Genomic DNA, 18,212 nt, shown 5'->3' on the forward strand with positions numbered 1-18,212 from the left:
GGTACTGCAGGGGGGACCCTGTGGGAGAGTAGGACGCCGCCGAACAATCATTGTGAAGAACCCCCACCCGATTTCGGGTGGGGGTTCTTTGCGTTTCCGGACGCGGTGCGACAGAGGGGACCGTCCGGCCGATGCCCCGGGTGCCGTGAAGGGGTCGGCAGGAGTCCCGGGCAGCCCCTGTCCGCCGTCAATATGGCGCTAAAACTGCCTGATCAGCGCCCTGATCGGTGGAGAATCGCGGGCTACGCCGTAGTCTCCAAGGTGAGGGGAACAGGTGTCCGGGGTGGTCCCCCGGGCGGGCCGGATCAAGAATGGTGCACATGGGACGCGGCAGGCTGCGGATCTACCTCGGGGCGGCACCCGGGGTCGGCAAGACGTACGCCATGCTCTCCGAGGCGCATCGGCGGCAGGAGCGCGGCACGGACGTGGTCGTCGGGTTCGTCGAGGACCACGGCCGCCGGCACACCGCGGAGCTGGTCGACGGCCTGGAGGTCGTCCCGCGCCGTGAGCTCGTGCACCGGGGCGCCTCCTTCACCGAGATGGACGTGGACGCCGTCCTGGCGCGCCGCCCGCAGGTGGTGCTGGTGGACGAGCTGGCGCACACCAATGTGCCCGGGTCCCGCGCGGCCAAGCGCTGGCAGGACGTCGAGGAGCTGCTGACGGCCGGCATCGACGTCATCTCGGCCGTGAACATCCAGCACCTGGAGTCCCTGGGGGACGTGGTCGAGGGCATCACCGGGGTCCGGCAGCGGGAGACCGTGCCGGACGAGGTGGTGCGGCGGGCCGACCAGCTCGAACTGGTCGACATGTCGCCGCAGGCCCTGCGCCGGCGCCTGGCCCACGGCAACGTGTACGCGCCGGAGAAGGTCGACGCCGCCCTCGCCAACTACTTCCGCCCCGGGAACCTCACCGCGCTGCGCGAGTTGGCGCTGCTCTGGACGGCCGACCGGGTCGACGAGTACCTCCAGAAGTACCGGGCCGAGCAGGGCATCAAGGGCACCTGGCAGGCCCGGGAACGGATCGTGGTCGGCCTGACCGGCGGGCCCGAGGGGGCGACCCTGATCCGTCGGGCGGCCCGGATCGCGGCCCGGGGCTCCGGCGGCGAGCTGCTGGCCGTCCACATCTCCCGCTCGGACGGACTGGCCGGTTCGGGCTCCGGCTCCTCCCAGGCGCTGATCGAGCAGCGGGCCCTGGTGGAGAACCTGGGCGGCAGCTTCCACGCGGTGCTCGCCGACGACCCCGCCGCCGGGCTGCTGGACTTCGCCCGCGGCGTGAACGCCACCCAGATCGTGCTGGGCACCAGCCGCCGGCCCGCCTGGCAGTACCTCTACGGACCGGGCGTGGGCACCACGGTGACCCGGGCGTCCGGTGACATCGATGTGCACATCGTCACGCACGAGCAGGCCGCCAAGGGCCTGGGCCGGGTCCCGATCCGCAGGGTCACCGACCTGGGCCGGTCGCGCACCGTCGCGGGCTGGCTGATCGGCCTGGGCGGCCCGCCGCTGCTGGCCCTGCTACTGACCCACGTCGAGGGCCTCGGGCTCTCCACCGACATGCTGCTGTTCCTGTCCCTGACGGTCTGCGCGGCACTGGTCGGCGGGCTCTTCCCGGCGATCGCCTCGGCGCTGGTCGGGTCCTCGGCGCTGAACTACTACTTCGCCCCGCCGATCCACACCTTCACCATCGACGAGCCGCAGAACATCATCGCGGTGGGGATCTTCACCGCCGTCGGCATCGCGGTCGCCTCCGTGGTGGACCTCGCCGCGCGGCGTACCCATCAGGCGGCCCGCAGCCAGACCGAGGCACAGACGCTCAGCGCGCTGGCCGGCACGGTGCTACGGGGTGCGCCGGGCGGGGACGGCGTGCTGACCGCGCTGCTGGAGCAGGTCCGGGAGACGTTCCAGCAGGACGCCGCCGCGTTGCTGGAGCGGCCCGATCCGATCGGGCCGTGGCAGTCGGTGGCGGCGGCCGGGCCGCGCCCGCCGCTGCGGCCGGAGACCGCGGACGTGGACGTCCCGGTCGGCGACACCCTGGCGCTGGTGCTGCGCGGCCGGGTGCTGCCGGCCGAGGACCGCCGGCTGCTCGGCGCCTTCGCGGCTCAGGCCGCTGTGCTGCTGGAACGCCGCCGGCTGGCGGGGGAGGCCGTCGCGGCCCGGCGGGAGGCGGAGGGCAACCGGATCCGTACGGCGCTGCTGGCCGCCGTCTCGCACGACCTGCGGACCCCGCTGGCGAGCATCAAGGCCTCGGTCAGCTCGCTCCGCTCGGCGGACGTCGAGTGGGACGAGGCGGACGAGGCGGAGCTGTTGGCCGGGATCGAGGCCGGCGCCGACCGGCTCGACCACCTGATCAACAACCTGCTCGACATGAGCCGGCTGCAGACCGGTACCGTCACGCCGCTGATCCAGGAGACCGACCTGGACGAGGTGGTGCCGTTCGCCCTCGGCGGTGTGCCGCCCGACGCCGTCCGGCTGGACGTCCCCGAGACGCTGCCGATGATCCGGGCCGACGGGGGGCTGCTGGAACGCTCGCTGGCCAACCTGGTCGAGAACGCCGTCAAGTACAGCCCGGACGGCTTGAAGGTGCTGGTCAAGGCCGACGCCCTGCATCCGGCGGGCGGCCCGGGCCGGGTCGAGCTGCGGATAGTCGACCGCGGACCCGGGGTGCCCGAGGACGCGAAGGAGCGGATCTTCGCGCCGTTCCAGCGGTACGGGGACGCGCCGCGCGGGGCCGGAGTGGGCCTCGGGCTCGCCGTGGCGCGCGGCTTCGTGGAGGCGATGGACGGCACCGTGACGGCCGAGGACACTCCCGGCGGCGGCCTCACCATGGTCGTCACCCTGCCCGCCGTGGACCGCCCGCCGGAGCCGGCCGGGCAGACCGAGGCGGCCGAGCCGGCCGGCTCGCCCGAAGACCACCCCGGGACGGCCTCGTCGGCCGCACCCGCCGGCGGCCCGTCCTCCCGGCCGACGGACCGCCCTTCCCCGGTATGACCACCATCCTTCCGACAGCTGTGAAAGGCGGAGCCCGTATGACCCGGGTCCTCGTCGTGGACGACGAACCGCAGATCGTCCGCGCGCTGGTGATCAACCTCAAGGCCCGCAAGTACGAGGTCGACGCGGCCCACGACGGCGCGAGCGCCCTGGAGCTGGCCGCCGCCCGCCACCCCGACGTGGTGGTCCTCGACCTCGGTCTGCCCGACATGGACGGCGTCGAGGTGATCAAGGGTCTGCGCGGCTGGACCAGGGTGCCGATCATCGTGCTCTCGGCCCGGCACGCCTCCGACGAGAAGGTCGAGGCGCTCGACGCGGGTGCCGACGACTACGTCACCAAGCCCTTCGGCATGGACGAGCTGCTCGCCCGGATGCGCGCCGCCGTGCGGCGGGCCGAGCCGGTGGCCGGCGAGGACGACTCGCTGGTGGTCACGGACAGCTTCACCGTCGACCTCGCGGCCAAGAAGGTCAACCGGGACGGCGCCGACATCCGTCTGACGCCCACCGAGTGGCACCTGCTGGAGGTGCTGGTCCGCAATGCCGGCCGGCTGGTCAGCCAGACCCAGCTGCTCCAGGAGGTCTGGGGCCCGGCCTACCGCACCGAGACCAACTACCTGCGGGTCTACCTCGCCCAGTTGCGCCGCAAGCTGGAGCGCGACCCTTCGCACCCGCGCCACTTCATCACCGAGCCGGGCATGGGCTACCGCTTCGAGGGCTGACGGCGGGGCCGTCCGGCCCCGGCCGACTTCGTGACCTGCCGCCGAGGCCCCCAAAACCGGTACCCTTCCGACATGAGTGGTGACATCAGCAGCGACCAGCCGCAGGGCCGCTTCCGCCGTATGCTCAACCGGCTGACCTCCTCCGCGGCGGAGCTCCAGGCAGAGGAGCTGCGCCAGGAGATCGCGGCGGAGTCGGGCTGCACCCCGATCGCCAGCTGCGGGGACCGTCAACTGGTCACCGTCGCCGGCACCCTGCGGACGGTGACCCTCCGCCCGCGGGCCGGTGTACCCGCGCTGGAGGCCGAGCTCTTCGACGGTACCGAGGCGCTGGACGTGGTCTGGCTCGGGCGGCGTTCCATCGCCGGTATAGAGCCGGGCCGCCGACTGGTGGCCAGCGGCCGGATCGGCCACGCACGCGGGCGCCGCGTGCTGTTCAACCCCCGCTACGAACTGCGTCCGGTCGGACACGGGAGCGAATGAGCGTGAGCAACCAGCCCGGCGGCGACCCCGCCGCCCAGCTCGGCGTGGTCGAGATCGAGCCCGGCGACGAGGCGGCCCGACAGGCCGCCGCCTCCCGCGAGGCCGCCGACACCGTGATGAAGGCGTTCGGCGGTGTCCGCGGCATGGTCGACATGACGCTGCCCGGCCTGGTCTTCATCGTCACGTACAACATCACCCACCAGGTCCCGGCGGCCGCCTGGGCCGCGCTCGGACTGAGCGGCCTGTTCGTGGTGGCGCGGCTGGCCCGGCGGGAGACCGTCCAGCACGCCTTCAGCGGCGTCTTCGGGGTCGCCATCGGTGCCTGGATCTCCATGAAGACCGGCAAGGCGGAGAACTTCTACCTGCCCGGCCTGCTCTGGAACGTCGGCTACTGCATCGGCCTGGCCGTCTCGGCGCTGGTCCGCTGGCCGATGATCGGCCTGATGCTCGGCCCGATCACCGGGGAGATGTTCACCTGGCGCAAGGAGAACCCGGGCCGGCTCGCGGCCTACACCAAGGCCACCTGGGCCTGGGTGGTGATCATGGGCATCAAGCCGGTGATCCTCTTCCCGCTGTACTTCACCCACAACGTCAATCTGCTCGGCTGGCTGAAGGTCGCCCTGGGCATCCCGCCGATGCTGCTGGCGATGTACGTCACCTGGCAGATCCTGCTGAAGGCGCCGCCGCCCATCAAGGCGCAGCTGGACGACGAGCCGGCCGAGGCACCGCCGGGGGACAGGTAGCGCCCGGGGAACACCGCGCACGCGAGCGGGGCCCGCACTCGATCCGAGTGCGGGCCCCGCTCGCGTCTGCCGACGGCGCCGGTCGCTACTGGGCGCCGGAGGACGCGGAGAGCAGGTCCTCCAGCTCCTCCTCGCGCTCCTGGGCGGCCACGAAGAGCAGCTCGTCGCCGCCCTCCAGGGTGTCGTCCTTGCCCGGGGTGAGCACCCGGCCCTCGCGGATGATGGTCACCAGCGCGGTGTCCGGCGGCCAGGCCACGTCGCCGACCCGGGTGCCGACCAGCTCGGTGTCGCTCGCCAGGGTCAGCTCGACCAGGTTGGCGTTGCCCTGGCTGAAGCGCATCAGCCGGACCAGGTCGCCGACGCTGACCGCCTCCTCGACGAGGGCGGACATCAGGCGCGGGGTGGAGACGGCGACGTCCACGCCCCAGGACTCGTTGAAGAGCCACTCGTTCTTCGGGTTGTTCACCCGGGCGACCACCCGCGGCACGCCGTACTCGGTCTTCGCGAGCAGCGAGACGACCAGGTTGACCTTGTCGTCACCGGTGGCGGCGATCACCACGTGGCAGCGCTGCAGCGCTGCCTCGTCCAGCGAGGTGATCTCGCAGGCGTCGGCCAGCAGCCACTCCGCCATGGGGACCCGCTCCACCGAGATGGAGTTCGGGTTCTTGTCGATCAGCAGGACCTCGTGGCCGTTCTCCAGCAGCTCGCTCGCGATCGAGCGGCCGACGGCCCCGGCCCCGGCAATGGCGACCCGCATCAGTGACCCTCCTCCTTCGGCCCCTGCGCGAACGCGGCCTCGACGGCCGCCAGGTCGGCCCGGCGGGCCATGACGTGCACCAGGTCGCCCTCCTGCACCACCATCTGCGACGTGGGCAGCACGCCCTCGCCGAGCCGGGTGACGAACGCCACCCGGGTGCCGGAGGCCTCCTCCAGCGCGCTGATCCGGTGGCCGACCCAGTGCGGGTCGTAGGCGACCTCGGCCAGCTGCACGGTGCCGCTCGGGTCCTGCCAGAGCGGCTCGGCGCCGCTCGGCAGCAGCCGGCGCAGCATCTGGTCGGCCGTCCAGCGGACGGTCGCCACGGTCGGGATGCCGAGGCGCTGGTAGACCTCGGCGCGGCGGGGGTCGTAGATCCGGGCCGCGACGTTCTCCACGCCGAAGTTCTCCCGGGCGACCCGGGCCGCGATGATGTTGGAGTTGTCACCGCTGGAGACGGCGGCGAACGCGCCGGCCTCCTCGATGCCCGCTTCCTTCAGGGTGTCCTGGTCGAAGCCGACACCCGTGACCCGGCGGCCGTTGAAGCCGGCGCCGAGGCGGCGGAACGCCGTCGGATCCTGGTCGACGACGGCGACCGAGTGGCCCTGTTTCTCCAGTGCCCTGGCGAGGGCGGAGCCCACGCGGCCGCAGCCCATGATGACGATGTGCACCGGCGCTACCTCACCCGTCCCGTTGGGTTCTTGACCTGCGCAAACACCGTTCATCTTCCTTTCCCGCCCCGTGGTCCGGGGTGAGCGTGTTCGTGGGGCTCGGTGTGACAACCTGAGTGTTGCCCGCCTGCTCGTATCCGACACGCTAGCCGGTCCACCGAACACAGTCGCGACGAAGGGGGGGCCGTAAGTCGGACCACGGGGCGAACAGCCCCTACGATTCCTTAACGTGCCTATGCCGACTGACCTTCCGAAACGCATCCTGATCGGGCGTGCGCTGCGCAGCGACAAGCTCGGGGAAACGCTGCTCCCCAAGCGCATCGCGCTGCCCGTCTTCGCCTCGGACGCGCTCTCCTCGGTCGCGTACGCGCCCGAGGAAATCCTGCTGACGCTCTCCCTGGCGGGTGCCTCGGCCATTCACTTCTCGTGGCAGATCGGCGTCGTCGTCGCCGTCGTGATGCTCGCCGTGGTGGCCTCGTACCGGCAGAACGTCCACGCGTATCCGAGCGGTGGTGGCGACTACGAGGTCGCCACCGTGAACCACGGCCCCAACTCCGGCCTGGTGGTCGCCAGCGCGCTGATGGTGGACTACATCCTCACCGTGGCGGTCTCCACCACCTCCGGGGTGGCCAACGTGGTGTCCGCGGTGCCCGCGCTGCGCGGCCACGAGCTGACCCTGTCGGTCGTCGTGGTGATCGTGCTGATGGGCATGAACCTGCGCGGTGTCCGCGAGTCCGGCAGCGCCTTCGCCGTTCCGACGTACGCCTTCATGGTGGGCGTGCTCGGCATGGTCGTGTACGGCGTGGTCCGGCACTTCGGCCTGGGCCAGGACATGCCCGCCGAGAGCGCCGGGTTCCACCTGGAGCCGACGCCCGGCAACGAGTCGCTGGCCGGCTTCGCCATGGTGTTCCTGCTGCTCAAGGCGTTCTCCTCGGGCTGTGCCGCGCTGACCGGCGTCGAGGCGATCTCCAACGGTGTGCCCGCCTTCCGCAAGCCGAAGAGCAAGAACGCGGCGACCACGCTGCTGATGATGGCGTCCATCGCCGTCGTGATGTTCATGGGCATCATCTGGCTGGCCCGGCTCACCGGCGTCCAGATGGCCGAGAACCCCGCCGAGCAGCTGGTCGGCGCGGGCGACGGCTACCACCAGAAGACCGCGCTGGCGCAGATCAGCGAGGCCGTCTTCTCGAACTTCACGCCCGGCTTCTACTTCGTGGCCGCCGTCACCGGTCTGATCCTGGTGCTGGCCGCCAACACCGCCTTCAACGGCTTCCCGGTGCTCGGCTCGATCCTGGCGCAGGACCGCTACCTGCCGCGCCAGCTGCACACCCGCGGCGACCGGCTGGCCTTCTCCAACGGCATCATCCTGCTGGCGCTGGCCGCGATCCTGTTCATCATCGCCTTCGACGCCGATCCGACCCGGCTGATCCAGCTGTACATCGTCGGTGTCTTCGTGTCCTTCAACATGAGCCAGTCCGGCATGATCCGCCACTGGACCAGGCACCTGCGCACCGAGACCGACCCCGCCAAGCGCCGTCACATGCAGCGCAGCCGGGCGATCAACACCTTCGGCCTGGTGATGACCATGGCCGTGCTGATCGTCGTCCTGGCCACCAAGATCAGCCACGCCTGGATCGCGATCGCCACGATGGTCGTGCTGTTCGTGCTGATGAAGGCGATCCGCCGGCACTACGACCGGGTCTCCGAGGAGCTGGTCGCCGCCGAGGAGCCGGACGACGTGGTGCTGCCCACCCGGGTGCACGCCATCGTGCTGGTCTCCAAGCTGCACAAGCCGGCCCTGCGCGCCCTGGCGTACGCGCGGCTGGCCCGTGCCCACACGCTGGAGGCCGTCACCGTCAACGTCGACCCGGCGGACACCGCGGCGCTGCGCGCGGAGTGGGACGAGCGCGGCATCGAGGTGCCGCTCAAGGTGCTGGACTCGCCGTTCCGCGAGGTGACCGGGCCGGTGCTGGACTACGTGAAGAACCTGCGCCGCAGCAGTCCGCGCGATGTGGTGTCGGTCTACATCCCCGAGTACGTGGTCGGTCACTGGTACGAGCACCTGCTGCACAACCAGAGCGCGCTGCGGCTCAAGGGACGCCTGCTGTTCAAGCCCGGGGTGATGGTCACCTCGGTGCCCTGGCAGCTGGAGTCCTCCGAACGGCGCAAGCCGCAGAAGGCCTGGTCGGCGCCCGGTGCCGTCCGCCGTGGTGAGCCGCGGGCGCCGAAGGCCGTAAAGTCGAAGGTCTCCGCACAGCCCGACGGCACCGCTGACAGCAGCAAGGACTCCTCCCAGTGACCCGCAACACCCCGCCCCGTTCCAACGGCTCCTCGGGCTCCTCGTCGAAGGGCTCGTCCTCGAAGGGGGGCTCCGCGAAGGGCGCCCGCAAGGGCGGCGCCGGCAAGCCCGGGCAGGTCGCCCGGCCGCGCTGGGGCAAGCCCGTGCGCCCGGCCGCCACCGACCGCGAGGGCTTCACCGCGCAGACCGCCCCGCTCGCGCCGGGCGAGCGGGCTCCCGAGCCCGCCGAGCGCCCCGCGCCCGCGCAGGCGCGCAAGGAGAAGCCCAAGGAGCAGCCCAAGAGCGGTGACCGCCCGCGCAAGCAGGCCGTCCGTCCGCCGAAGGCGCTGCGCACGCCGCGCGCGCCGCGGGCCGAGGCCGCCCCCAGGGGGCCCGGCGGCGACCCGCTGGTCGGCGAGCGCTACGAGGTCGAGGTCGGCGCGGTCGCGCACGGCGGCGGCCACTGCGTGGCCCGCCACGAGGGCCGGGTGCTGTTCGTCCGGCACGCGCTGCCCGGCGAGAAGGTGATCGCCCAGGTCACCGAGGGCACCACGAAGTCGCGCTTCCTGCGTGCCGACGCGGTGGAGATCCTGGAGCCCGCCAAGGACCGGATCGCCCCGCCCTGCCCGTTCTCCGGGCCGGGCAAGTGCGGTGGCTGCGACTGGCAGCACGTCACCCCGGGCGGGCAGCGCAAGCTCAAGGTGCAGGTGCTCACCGAGCAGCTGGCCAAGCTGGCGGGCCTCACCCCGGTCGAGGCCGGCTGGGACGGCAGTGTCGAGCCGGTCGGCGGCAAGCTGGCGGCCGGGCAGGTGCCGGCCTGGCGCAGCCGGGTGCAGTACGCGGTGGACCAGGAGAGCGGCAAGGTCGGGCTGCGCAAGCACCGCTCGCACGACATCCAGCTGGTCGACCGCTGCCTGATCGCCGCCGAGGGTGTCACGGAGCTGGGCATCGAGGCCCGCGACTGGCCGGGCGTCGCCACCGTCGAGGTGATCGCCGCCGCCGGGTCCTCGGACCGCCAGGTGGTGCTGACCCCGCGGCCCGGCGCCCAGCTGCCGCTGGTCGAGCTGGACAAGCCGGTGTCGATCGCCCGGATCGACGAGCACGACAACATCCACAAGGTGCACGGCCGCTCCTTCGTCCGCGAGCGCGCGGCCGGCCGGACCTGGCGGGTCAGCAACGGCGGCTTCTGGCAGATCCACCCGGAGGCGCCGGACACCCTGGTCGACGCGGTGCTGGACGGTCTGGACCCGCAGTGGGGCGAGAACGCGCTGGACCTGTACTGCGGTGTCGGGCTGTTCGCGGGTGCGCTGGCCGACCGGGTCGGTGAGGACGGCGCGGTGCTCGGCATCGAGTCCTCCAAGCAGGCCGTGGTCGACGCCCGGCACAACCTGGCGGTGCTGGACAACGTCCGGATCGAGTGCGACCGGGTGGAGACGCTGCTGCCGCGGACCGGCATCACCGCCACCGACCTGATCGTCCTGGACCCGCCGCGGGCGGGTGCCGGGCGGGAGACCGTCGCGCACCTGGCCGGTCTCTCGGCCCGTCGGATCGCCTACGTCGCCTGTGACCCGGCCGCGCTCGCCCGGGACCTCGCGTTCTTCCGTGAGGGCGGATACCGGCCGGTCTCGCTGCGGGCGTTCGACCTGTTCCCGATGACCCACCACTTCGAGTGCGTGGCGATCCTGGAGCCGGTCGGGGAGTAGTCGGGGCTCTCGCACTGACGCGCAGGCGGCATCCGGTCGGTCCGGGTGCCGCCTGTCGGCGTTCACGGGCCGTCCGGGGTGCCGCGGGGCCCGCGCCGCCCGGCCGGGCCGGTACACGCGGGTCCGGCCGGTCCGGTACGCGCCGCCCGGTCGGGCCGACGGGGCGGGGTGCGCTGCCCGGCCGGGCCCGGTGGCCGGCGCGAACGGTCCGGGACACGTGGCCCGGCCGGGCACGGCCGCCGGCCCGGGGTCAGCGCAAGGGCGCGCCCGCGTCGGCGGGCACCGCGGTGCCGTGGGGGGCCTCGGACCCGGCCGGTGCCTGCATCGTCCCGGCGGGCAGCCCCTGGTCGCGCAGGCGGCGGCAGATGTCCTGGAGGACGGCGATGCCGGGCTTCTCGTGGTCGTCCGTGGGCCAGACCACGCCGAAGTCGCAGGGCACCAGGCCCTCCACCGGCCGGTAGCGGACGTCCGGGCGGGGGAAGAGCTCGGCCGCCACGGCGGGCAGGAAGGCCATCGCCCCGTCGAAGGAGACCGCGGAGAGCAGCGACTCCACCCGGGTCACCTGGTGAGCGGTGTAGCGGACCCGGGTGCCGTCGGGCCGCGGGTCCATCGCCCAGAAGCTCCGCTCGGAGGGGGACACCTCCGGCGCGAGACCGACCATCGGCCGGTCGGCGAGGTCCGCGAGCCGCAGCGCCGGCTGCCGGGCCAGCGGGTCGGAGGCGGCCACGCAGACCACCCGCGGCTCGGTGGTGAGGGGTTCGGCGTGGAAGCCCTCGGGCGCCGGCAGGTAGACGAACGCGGCGTCGATCTTCCCGATCGCGAGGGCGGTGGTCTGCTCGACCAGATCCAGGACGTGGAAGTCCACGTCCAGACCGGGGTGCAGGGTGGTGAGCGCGGCGATCACCCGGCGGGTGGCCGCCAGGGCGGCGGCGCAGTCGGTCAGCCCCAGCCGCAGGGTCAGCCCGTCGCCGTCGGCGGGCGAGTGGCGTGCGGCGTCGCGCAGTTCGTCCGCGGCGCCCACCACGTTCCGGACGAGGGGAAGCAGGGCGTGCCCCAGGGGCGTCAACGTCACTTTCCTGCTCGTCCGGGTGAACAACTGCACCCCCAGGCGGCGTTCGAGGGCGCGGATCTGCTGACTGAGGGCGGGCTGGGTCAGATAGAGCCGCGCGGCGGCGCGGCCGAAATGCAGCTCCTCGGCCAGCGTCAGCAGTGATCGCAGTTGATGAACTGCCGGGTCGTCCACGCCGACCATCGCCGTTGCCTCCCATCGCCCCGGAGCTGGCTCCGCGATCCATCAACCATGCTAATCGATAGACGATTGCGCGGAGCCTTGCGGGCGAGGGAAGCTGACGGTGCCTCAGCGAGATCGCGGGCGAATCCGGTCCAGCGCGGCCGGGGTGGCCGAAAACCGGCCGGCCGCTTCTTTCGGCCTGCCCCGATCCACCCGCGTACGCGGAGGCGCGGCCGTCGTTCCGGCGAGAACGGCCGTCGCGGGCGGGGCGTCCACTGGGCACGACCGATCATGGCGGTCCGCCGAGAACCACCGAGCACCATCCCAGAAGCGGTTCCGTGCCGCCCGGCGCGGACACGAATTCAGGAGCGGTGAAATGAGCGTTCAACCAGGAATTCCGCCCGAGCCCGCCAGGTGCGGACCGCTCGATTCCGGCTTCGCGCCCAAACGGGCATGTTGTCTGGAGGAGTGTTGAACCACAACACCACGGGGGAGCCGTCCGCCCGGACGGCATCGGCACGCGTACTCGAACTGCTCTACCGGTACCAGCGGATCGACGAGGCGCTGGCGGCCGAACCGGACGGTCCGGCGGACGGCCCGCAGATCGCGGGAAACGCGCGCTGCGAGGCGTGCTCGGAGGTCCACCGGGCCAAGATGGAGCGCTTCACCGCGCGCGGTGAGCCCATCCACTTCGTGGTGCCGGCCTTTCCGGCGAAGTCCCCGAACCAGGGCAAGGTGCTCGGCGCGCTGCCGGACCTCGGTGAGCGGCTGGCGGTCGGCTTCCTGCAGTCGCTCTGTGACTACGTGCGGCACTTCTACGGGCCGGGTGCCCGGGTCACGATCTGCTCGGACGGCCACGTCTTCGGCGACGTGGTCGGGGTGACCGACGGGGCGGTGACCGCCTACCGGCAGGCCCTCGGCGAGATGATCGGCACCGCGCACTGGTCGGCGCTGGACCTCTTCGGCCTGGACGACGCGTTCGGCAGCCTCGACTACCCGAAGATGCGGCGGGTGCTGGAGGAGAACTACTCCGCGACGCTGGACGAGCTCAAGGAGAACGTCCGCGCCGACCGGAACACGCGTGCGCTGTTCAACGGCATCCACCGCTTCATGTTCGAGGACGCGGTGGCGCGGCACGGCGGCGGGACGACCCGGAACCAGCTCCGGAAGAACTCCAAGGACGCCGCCTACCAGACCATTCTGCGGAGCAACGCGTGGAGCCGGCTGGTCGCCGAGAAATTCCCCGACGCGATACGCCTGTCGATACACCCGCAGCCTCCGCACTCGGAGAAGTTCGGGCTCCAGCTCATGCCGACCAAGGACGGCTGGCTGACCCCCTGGCACGGCGTGGTGCTCGACGACGGTGTCAGCCGGTACCTGGTCAAGCGGTGGGACGCGGAAAACCTCCAGGCCTCCGTCGTGTGGCGGGACGGCCGGCCCAGCCATTTCGTCGCCCCGCACCTCGCCGCCCGCCCGTAGGGCCGCCACCCCCCCCAGAAAGGAGGACAACGCGCCATGACGATGTCCATGTCCCCGATCGCGGATCTGCGCCACATTCCGCTCCGTCCGTTCGGCCGCGTGGTCGAGGCCCCCGGTGGGAATGCCCGGATCGCCGACATTCCGGTGGACACGCTGGCCCGCTGGACCGAGGAATCGCGGGTCCTGGTGCTTCGCGGATTCTCTCTCCTGGCGAAGCAGGAATTCGCCGACTACTGCCGGCGGTGGGGCGAGGTCCTGAAATGGGAGCCGGGCGAGGTCATCGACCTGGTGGTCGAGGACAATCCCCGGAACTACCTGTTCGCCAGCGGCGACGTGCCGTTCCACTGGGACGGCGCCTTCGTCGAGGCCGATCCGCGGTACTTCTTCTTCCAGTGCCTGGACGCGACCGCGGGGGCCGGCGGGGAGACCGTCTTCTCCGACACCACCGCCGTCTACCGGGACGCCGAGCCCGAACTGCGTGAGCTCTGGGCGCGGATCAGCGTCACCTACACCACCGAGAAGATGGTGCACTACGGCGGCGAGGTGACCGAGCGGCTGGTGGCCCAGCACCCCGGTACCGGCGTGCCCGTGCTGCGCTTCGCCGAGCCGCTGGACCCCGCGGTCTACAAGAACCCGGTGGCCGTCCAGGTCGACGGCATCGACGGCGCGCAGGCCGAGGAGTTCATCGCCTCGATGGCGGAACGGCTGCACCGCCCCGCCTACTGCTACGCCCACGACTGGCGCCGGGGCGACATCGTGATCGCCGACAACATCGCGCTGGTGCACGGGCGCAACGCCTTCAACGGGCCGACCTCCCGCCATCTGCAGCGGGTCGAGGTCATCTGACCCTCCCGGCCGGCTCCCGGTACTCCCGACGAGTCCCGTCATCACCCGTCAACGCCCGGAGGCCACCATTTCCGGCACAGGTGGAGCGAGAACATGAGTATTGGCATTGTGGGCACCGGGATCTCCGGTCTTCATCTGGCGCTGAGGCTACGGCAGTTCGGCATCGACACCACCCTGTACACGGCCCAGGAGCCCGACGACATCCGCGGCGGGCCGCCGTTGAACTTCGTCACTCGGTTCGACTCCACCCGGGAACGGGAATCCGCGCTCGGCGTCACCGCATGGTCGTCGGAGGCGTACGACAACGCGTGGATGCACCTGAACGTGGAAGGCCCGGGCGGGATTTCCTTCCGCGGCCGGCTCCCGAAGCCGGCCAGCTCGGTCGACTTCCGGATGTATCTCGCCACGCTGCTGGAGGAGTACCGGCGGCGTGGCGGGGATCCGGTACGGCTGCGGGTGGCCGACCGGGCCGGGCTGGAGCGGCTGGCCGAACGCCATGACCTGGTGGTCGTGGCGGCCGGGCGGGGCGCGCTCACCGAGGTCTTCCCGCGGGACCCGGCCCGCTCGCCCTACCTCTCGGCACCGCGCCACCTCGCCGGCGGCCTGTTCCACGGGGTCCGGCCGCCGGAGCCGGCCGGCATGACGATGCACATGGTCCCGGGGGCGGGCGAGATCCACGCCCCCACCTACCACTCGTTCACCGGGCAGGTGACCGCCGTGCTCGTCGAGGCCGTCCCGGACGGCCCGTTCGGGGCGCTGACCGGCCGGGACCACCGCGGCGACCCGGACGGCTTCGCCAAGGAGGTCCTCGCCCTCGTCACCGCCCACGCGCCCGCCCTGCGGGAGCGCGTCGACGAGCGGGACTTCGCCCTCGCCCGACCGGTGGACCTGCTCCAGGGCGCGGTCGTCCCGGTGGTCCGCCGCGGCTGGGCCCCGCTCACCGGCGACCGGTACGCGCTGGCCGTCGGTGACGCCTGGATCACCAACGACCCGCTCACCGCCCAGGGCGCCAACCTCGGCTCGGCGCTGGCCTTCCACCTCGCCGACGCGCTGCGCGAGCACACCGGCCCGTACGACGCGGCGTTCTGCCACGCCGTCTCCGAGCGGATGTGGCGGATCGCCCGGCCCGTCGTCGACTGGACCAACCTGTTCATCGGCCCGCCCCCGGCCCACCTGGGCACCCTGCTCGCCGCCGCCGCGGCCGACCAGCGGGTGGCCGACGCCTTCGTCGCCCACCTCGACCGGCCGGACGCCATGTGGCGCGGCCTCGCCGGCCCCGAGAGCACCGACGAGTTCATCGCCCGGGCACAGTCAGTGAGGAGTGCGGTATGAGCGTCAAGGTCGGCCTGGTCTGGGACGCGGTCGGACGGATCGAGGCCGGGCGGGGGTTGCTGGAACTCGCCCGCCAGGCCGGGCTGGACACCTTCCTGGTCTTCGACCACCTGATGAACGTGTTTCCCCGGCAGGCCTGGGACACCGACTTCAGCCATGTCGCGGCGGACCTGCCCACCCCGGACCGCTGCCTCGACTTCGCCACCGTGCTCGGCAACTTCGCCCCGCAGGCCGGCCCGGTCCGGCTCGCCATCGGGGTCACCGACCCGCACCGGCGCCACCCCGCGGTACTCGCGCAGACCGCGCTGACCCTCGCCCAACTCACCGACCAGGCCCCCGTCCTCGGCATCGGCGCGGGAGCGCTGGAGAACCTCGTGCCGTACGGCGTGCCGCACGACCACCAGGTGGACCGGGTCGAGGAGGCGCTGCGCGTCCTGCGGCTGCTGTTCTCCGGGGAGGGCCCGCACGACTTCCGCGGCACCCACTTCACCCTCGACCGGGCGCTCATCACGCCCGCCCCCGAGGGCCGCACGCCCCGGATCTGGCTCGGTGCCAACCGCCCGCGGATGCTCACCCTGGCCGGCCGCCACGCCGACGGCTGGCTGCCCTCCGAACTGATGGCCCCCGACGAGTACGCCCGCCGGCTCGACGTGGTGCGCGCCGCCGCCGTCGACGCCGACCGCGACCCCGACACGATCGTCGCCGCGGGCGGTGTCCCGATCGTGGTGGCGGAGACCGACGCCGCCGCACAGGACCTGCTGCGGGCCACTCCGATCCGCTACCTCGCGCTGCACGCGGGCGCCCGGGCCTGGCGGCGGCACGGCGCCGCCCACCCCTTCGGCGAGGACTACCGCGGCCTGGTCGAACTGCTGCCGCACCTGCTCACCCGGGCCGAGGTGGAGCGGGCGCTCGCGGTGGTGCCCGACGAGGTGGTCGCCGACCAGGTCATCGCCGGCAGCCGGGAGACGGTGCTCAAACGGATCGGCGAACTCATCGACGCGGGCATGCGCCACCCGATGCTGATCCCCGCCTCCGCGCTGGCCTCGCCCGAGGCCGCCGGCTACACGATCGAGTCCGTCGGCTGGCTTGCCGCCCGGCTGCGCTCCGACTCCGGCCCGGGCGGCGGCGCGGGCTCCGGCCCGGACGCGGCTGCCGCCGACGGCTCCGCGGCGGTGTCCGCGTGACCGGCGTGGGCGTCGTCGGATCCGGCATCTCCGGCCTGCAACTGGCGCTGCGCCTGCAGCAGTCCGGCGTGCCGGTGACGGTGTACTCGGAGCACGGCGTCGAGGGCCTCAAGGGCGGCCGGCCGCGCAACTTCCCCGCCCGGTTCGGGCAGACGCAGCGGCGGGAGCGGGAACTCGGCGTCCATGACTGGGAGTTCGCCGACGCACAGGTGCGGCACTGGGCGGTCACCATGCACACCGGCGAGCCGCGGCCGCTGGAGTTCCTCGCCGCGCTGCGGCCGCCGTCCAGCGTGGTCGACTTCCGGATCTACCTGCCCAGGCTGCTCGGTGCCTTCGTCGACCGCGGCGGGGAGCTGGAGACCGGCGACCTCCCGGTCGAGGAGATCGGCCGGCGCCACGACCTGGTGGTCGTCGCCAACGGCAACCGCTCGGTGCGCCGGCTGTTCCCGGCCGACGCCGCCCGCTCGCCGTACAGCACGCCGCAGCGCGTCCTGTGTGCCGGGATCTACCTCGGGATCGACGAGGAGGTGCCGCACTCGCTCGACATCCACTTCCTGCCCGGTGCCGGCGAGATCCTGCGCCTGCCCTTCTACTCCCCGGCCGGCCGGGCCGACGTCCTCGCCTTCGAGGCCGTTCCGGGCGGGCCCCTGGAGTCCGCCTGCCACCTCGACGCCGACGCCGACCCGGCGGCCTTCCACCGGCACGTGCTCGACCTGGTGGCCGCCCACGCCCCGGGCCTGCGCGAGCGGATCGACACCGCCGGCTTCGCGCTCACCGCGCCCGGCGAACTCACCCAGGGCGCCATCACCCCGGTGGTCCGCCGGGGCTGGGCCCGGCTCGACGACGGCACCTGCGCGCTGGCCGTCGGCGACGCCTGGATCACCAACGACCCGCTCACCGCCCAGGGCGCCAACCTCGGCTCGCACAGCGCCTTCGCCCTGGCCGCGCTGATCACGAGCCATCAGGGGCGCTACGACGAGGAGTTCTGCCGCGACGCGTCCGGGCGGCTCTGGGAGCACGCCCGCCACGTCGTGGAGTGGAGCAACGCCTTCCTCGCCGAACCCCCGTCGCACGTCGCCGCGCTGTTCGGGCGGGCCGCGGCCGACCAGCGGGTCGCCGACGCCTTCGTCAGCACCTTCGACGACCCGGTCGCGATGTGGCGGGCGCTGTCCACCCCGGAGGGCGTGAGCGCCTTCCTCGCCGACTGCGAGCGGACCGGACCCGTCGGCCGCTGAACGGACCCACGACCACCCAAGGAGCGCGATGACCTTTCCCGACACGGCCCGGGACGAGAAGGGCCGGCTGATCCCCGAGTCCGAGCAGACCGCGGTGTGGCTGCTCGGCGGCCTGGCCCAGATACGCGTGCCCGGCGAGGCGACGGGGAACGCCTTCACCGTCGTGCAGCACACCGGCGTCCGCGGCTACACCACGCCGCTGCACATCCACGACTACGAGGACGAGGTCTTCATGGTCCTGGACGGCACGCTGCGCATGGTCTGCGACGGACAGGAGTTCGTCGCCGAGGCCGGCAGCACGATGATCGTGCCGCGGACCGTTCCGCACGGCTTCGTGACGACCTCGCCGAACTGCCGCTTCCTCACCATCCACTCCACGCCCCAGCCGGACCGCAGGCCGCAGTTCGACCTGTTCCTCAAGGCGGAGATCCCGCACGCCAGGGCCCTCACGCTGCCCACCGAGGACGTGGGCGGCCCCGACCTCGACCACATCATCGCGCTGGGCACCACGTACGCGTACCGCTACGCCGGCCCGCCACCGACCCCCTGACAGCCGCGCCGGCCTCCCCG

At 72.5% G+C, this 18,212-nt stretch carries 15 protein-coding genes; 12 read left to right on the forward strand and 3 right to left on the reverse strand.

Annotated features, from left to right (window positions below):
- The first annotated feature begins 320 nt into the window (after window positions 1-320).
- The 4 genes from ACIQTO_RS33440 (at window position 321) to ACIQTO_RS33455 (ending at window position 4,929) form a co-directional block, all read left to right on the forward strand.
- A complete protein-coding gene (locus tag ACIQTO_RS33440) occupies window positions 321-2,987 on the forward strand; it encodes an ATP-binding protein (RefSeq protein WP_402396122.1) in 2,667 nt (888 codons plus the stop codon).
- 38 nt (window positions 2,988-3,025) lie between these two features.
- Window positions 3,026-3,706 carry a response regulator gene (locus ACIQTO_RS33445; protein WP_402396125.1) on the forward strand — a complete coding sequence of 227 codons (681 nt, stop codon included), beginning with the start codon at window positions 3,026-3,028 and terminating at the stop codon, window positions 3,704-3,706.
- Between the two features lie 72 nt (window positions 3,707-3,778).
- Entirely contained in the window at window positions 3,779-4,186 is a 408-nt protein-coding gene (locus ACIQTO_RS33450) for an OB-fold nucleic acid binding domain-containing protein (protein ID WP_380582840.1), read from the forward strand.
- A gap of 2 nt (window positions 4,187-4,188) precedes the next feature.
- Window positions 4,189-4,929, forward strand: a complete 741-nt coding sequence (locus ACIQTO_RS33455; protein ID WP_402396128.1) for a DUF3159 domain-containing protein — start codon at window positions 4,189-4,191, stop codon at window positions 4,927-4,929.
- Window positions 4,930-5,014: 85 nt separating this feature from the next.
- Here ACIQTO_RS33455 and ACIQTO_RS33460 read toward each other — a convergent pair whose 3' ends face one another.
- The gene (locus ACIQTO_RS33460) at window positions 5,015-5,686 is read right to left on the reverse strand and encodes a potassium channel family protein (protein WP_380576327.1); all 672 of its coding nucleotides are present in this window, start codon (window positions 5,684-5,686) and stop codon (window positions 5,015-5,017) included.
- Window positions 5,686-6,354, reverse strand: coding sequence for a potassium channel family protein (locus ACIQTO_RS33465; RefSeq protein ID WP_402396131.1), 669 nt, complete (start codon window positions 6,352-6,354; stop codon window positions 5,686-5,688). Before ACIQTO_RS33465 ends, ACIQTO_RS33460 begins: the two co-directional genes overlap by 1 nt.
- Before the next feature lie 229 nt (window positions 6,355-6,583).
- On the opposite strand from ACIQTO_RS33465, the gene ACIQTO_RS33470 reads away from it, so the two are divergent.
- Together ACIQTO_RS33470 and ACIQTO_RS33475 are read left to right on the forward strand one after the other, a co-directional pair.
- On the forward strand, window positions 6,584-8,653 hold the full coding sequence (locus tag ACIQTO_RS33470) for an APC family permease (RefSeq protein WP_402396134.1): 2,070 nt from the start codon (window positions 6,584-6,586) through the stop codon (window positions 8,651-8,653).
- Between the two features lie 326 nt (window positions 8,654-8,979).
- Window positions 8,980-10,335: a class I SAM-dependent RNA methyltransferase gene (locus tag ACIQTO_RS33475; RefSeq protein ID WP_402396269.1), complete on the forward strand. Its 1,356-nt coding sequence runs from the start codon at window positions 8,980-8,982 to the stop codon at window positions 10,333-10,335.
- A 250-nt stretch (window positions 10,336-10,585) separates the two neighbouring features.
- Here the strand turns inward: ACIQTO_RS33475 and ACIQTO_RS33480 are convergent, their stop codons facing one another.
- Window positions 10,586-11,587 carry a LysR family transcriptional regulator gene (locus tag ACIQTO_RS33480; RefSeq protein WP_402396137.1) on the reverse strand — a complete coding sequence of 334 codons (1,002 nt, stop codon included), beginning with the start codon at window positions 11,585-11,587 and terminating at the stop codon, window positions 10,586-10,588.
- A gap of 450 nt (window positions 11,588-12,037) precedes the next feature.
- Between ACIQTO_RS33480 and ACIQTO_RS33485 the strand changes: the two genes are divergently transcribed.
- From ACIQTO_RS33485 to ACIQTO_RS33510, 6 genes are all read left to right on the forward strand, one after another.
- A complete protein-coding gene (locus ACIQTO_RS33485; RefSeq protein WP_402396140.1) occupies window positions 12,038-13,045 on the forward strand; it encodes an L-tyrosine/L-tryptophan isonitrile synthase family protein in 1,008 nt (335 codons plus the stop codon).
- A 36-nt stretch (window positions 13,046-13,081) separates the two neighbouring features.
- Entirely contained in the window at window positions 13,082-13,891 is an 810-nt protein-coding gene (locus tag ACIQTO_RS33490) for a TauD/TfdA family dioxygenase (protein WP_402396142.1), read from the forward strand.
- 93 nt (window positions 13,892-13,984) lie between these two features.
- Window positions 13,985-15,223: a styrene monooxygenase/indole monooxygenase family protein gene (locus tag ACIQTO_RS33495; protein ID WP_402396145.1), complete on the forward strand. Its 1,239-nt coding sequence runs from the start codon at window positions 13,985-13,987 to the stop codon at window positions 15,221-15,223.
- Window positions 15,220-16,407 carry an LLM class flavin-dependent oxidoreductase gene (locus ACIQTO_RS33500; protein WP_402396148.1) on the forward strand — a complete coding sequence of 396 codons (1,188 nt, stop codon included), beginning with the start codon at window positions 15,220-15,222 and terminating at the stop codon, window positions 16,405-16,407. The genes ACIQTO_RS33495 and ACIQTO_RS33500 overlap by 4 nt, the downstream gene beginning before the upstream one ends.
- On the forward strand, window positions 16,404-17,642 hold the full coding sequence (locus tag ACIQTO_RS33505; protein WP_402396150.1) for a styrene monooxygenase/indole monooxygenase family protein: 1,239 nt from the start codon (window positions 16,404-16,406) through the stop codon (window positions 17,640-17,642). Before ACIQTO_RS33500 ends, ACIQTO_RS33505 begins: the two co-directional genes overlap by 4 nt.
- Before the next feature lie 28 nt (window positions 17,643-17,670).
- Complete coding sequence (locus tag ACIQTO_RS33510; protein ID WP_402396153.1) at window positions 17,671-18,192, forward strand: cupin domain-containing protein; 522 nt, start codon at window positions 17,671-17,673, stop codon at window positions 18,190-18,192.
- Window positions 18,193-18,212: the final 20 nt, after the last annotated feature.

The sequence above is a fragment of the Kitasatospora sp. NPDC091207 genome, from assembly GCF_044768625.1.
Lineage (GTDB): Bacteria > Actinomycetota > Actinomycetes > Streptomycetales > Streptomycetaceae > Kitasatospora.